The sequence below is a fragment of the Lederbergia graminis genome (assembly GCF_042655485.1).
In the GTDB taxonomy this organism is placed as follows: domain Bacteria; phylum Bacillota; class Bacilli; order Bacillales; family Bacillaceae_C; genus Lederbergia; species Lederbergia graminis.
In genome coordinates this window covers 1-1,328 of the sequence record NZ_JBHSMC010000035.1, presented here as the reverse complement: position 1 = coordinate 1,328, position 1,328 = coordinate 1, and the positions used below count along the sequence as shown (strand labels likewise).

The following is a 1,328-nucleotide window of genomic DNA, read 5'->3' as shown; positions in this document are numbered from 1 at the left end:
GGTGCCAGTGGTCGACCCCCTTATAATGGACACTAGAAATGTTACAATTGTTTAATAATGCTTTTCTGGGGAGTGACCAAGTTTGAAAAACAAAAATGAAACAAGAAAAAAACAATCATCATTTGAAGAAAAATGCAGGGTCGTACAGGAAATATTGGAGCAGGGACGTCATAAGAAAGATGTAGCTGAAGACTATCAGATTCATATTAATACAATCAATAACTGGATACGTGCTTATAAGGAAAAGGGAGTTAATGGCTTGCGTAGCGCCGTTAAAGGCGCTAAATCGGATGACAGAAAGACTCAGTCAGAGTTAGATCGACTCCGTGAAATCGAGAAGAAATATAACGAGCAGATGAAGGAAATCGAAATTCTAAAAAAGTTCCAGGCCTTTCTCAAAGAGAACGAAAACAAAAAGCATATGAAGCGATAAATACTTTGAGAAAGGAATATCCCGTTACCTTACTTTGTAAGACCATAGGAGTGTCGACTAGCGGATACTATGCCTATTTGAAACGCCCCAAAAAAGAATTAACTGATCGTGACAAGAAAGATATTGAAGCTATTAAAAAGCTCTATAAAAAGAGTAAAGGCACTTATGGAGCTAAACGTATTGCAGGAGAACTGCGTTCTAATAACCATATTATAAATCATAAACGCGTTGACAGATTGATGAAAGAATTGAATATAAAATCAAAAATCCGTCAAGTTAAAACAAAGAAAGAAGAAAAAGTAAATAGTGCTGGTTTTGTCTATAATAACCTATTAAACCGCGATTTCGACGCCGCATTTCCGAATAAGAAATGGGTTACAGATATAACCGAACTCAATGTAATGAATAATAAAATGTATATCTCAGCTTTAATGGATCTTTTTAATAGAGAAATAATATCTCTTGTCATTAGTGATAGTCCAAATTTAGAGCTAATTAGCGATACTATCCATCAGGCAATGCGTAAGCGTAATCTAAAGGATTTAAAAGATGTTATTATTCATTCAGATCAAGGAAGTGTTTATCGCTCTTATGACCATAAAAAGCTATCTAAAAAGTTGAAATTTACACCAAGTATGTCAAGAAAGGCTAATTGCTGGGATAATGCGGTTATCGAGAGCTTTTTCTCTCATCTTAAGACCGAATTTGTATGTCATTATTCTATTGAGAGTTTAGAACAAGTTAAGAACGATCTAACTAAATTCGTCGAGTATTTTAATACTGAACGTAGTCAAAAAAGGCTGGGATATTTAAACCCAACCTCTTATTTTGAAGCACATTATTTAGCGGTTTAATAAACAATTATGGAATGTCCACTTTTAGGGGGCTTGACCAC

At 34.6% G+C, this 1,328-nt stretch carries 2 protein-coding genes; both read left to right on the top strand.

Annotated features, from left to right (window positions below; genetic code table 11):
• The first annotated feature begins 82 nt into the window (after positions 1-82).
• Positions 83-433: a transposase gene (locus tag ACFPM4_RS19105; protein ID WP_382355359.1), complete on the top strand. Its 351-nt coding sequence runs from the start codon at positions 83-85 to the stop codon at positions 431-433.
• The gene (locus ACFPM4_RS19100; RefSeq protein ID WP_382355362.1) at positions 430-1,287 is read left to right on the top strand and encodes an IS3 family transposase; all 858 of its coding nucleotides are present in this window, start codon (positions 430-432) and stop codon (positions 1,285-1,287) included. Before ACFPM4_RS19105 ends, ACFPM4_RS19100 begins: the two co-directional genes overlap by 4 nt.
• Positions 1,288-1,328 lie beyond the last annotated feature (41 nt).